The 539-nt window shown below is 53.4% G+C and carries 1 protein-coding gene; it reads left to right on the forward strand.

Features of this window, described 5'->3' with window-relative positions; translation table 11 throughout:
• A partial coding sequence (locus ACR0JF_RS23420) for a type 2 periplasmic-binding domain-containing protein (protein ID WP_480670145.1) occupies positions 1-289 on the forward strand: 289 nt, incomplete at its 5' end.
• Between the last annotated feature and the right edge of the window lie 250 nt (positions 290-539).

The following is a 539-nucleotide window of genomic DNA, read 5'->3' on the forward strand; positions in this document are numbered from 1 at the left end:
CGATTGGACAGGTTGGCAGGAATGGGCGGCTGGTTTGGGTTACTCCGGCTCACTCAAATCGGGGCACAGGGTGAACAACTACACCATTGCCCTGCAAGCAGCACAGGATGATATGGGCGCTGTACTGGGATGGGAAGGGCTGACCGCAGGTTTGGTTAGGTCAGGCAAACTGGCCAAGTTATTGCCACAGACACTGTCAGCCCCTTTGGACTTTTATGTCGTGCTACACAACACCTCTTCGGATCGGGCTGCATTGGTCTACAAATGGTTGGTCGAGGATTCCAACTGATCGCCAACACTTTGCTGAAATGTTCGCTCGTCAACAAAAGGGGGAACCGGAATCAGAGCCAAAGTGGTCGTTTCTTTTCCCCTTCTCAGCACCCATTTGCGGGCACCGATTCCGTTCAAATCCGGTTCAGGTACTATGAGCCAGAAGCACGCTTGTAGCGCGGGTCATGCCAGCGGCGTATTGTTCGCTGGTTGTGGTCTTTAGCAAAAGACCGGTTGATACAGTCGTGAGCAGAAAGGCCAAATCCGCC

The sequence above is a fragment of the Ruegeria sp. BG11 genome (assembly GCF_056538565.1).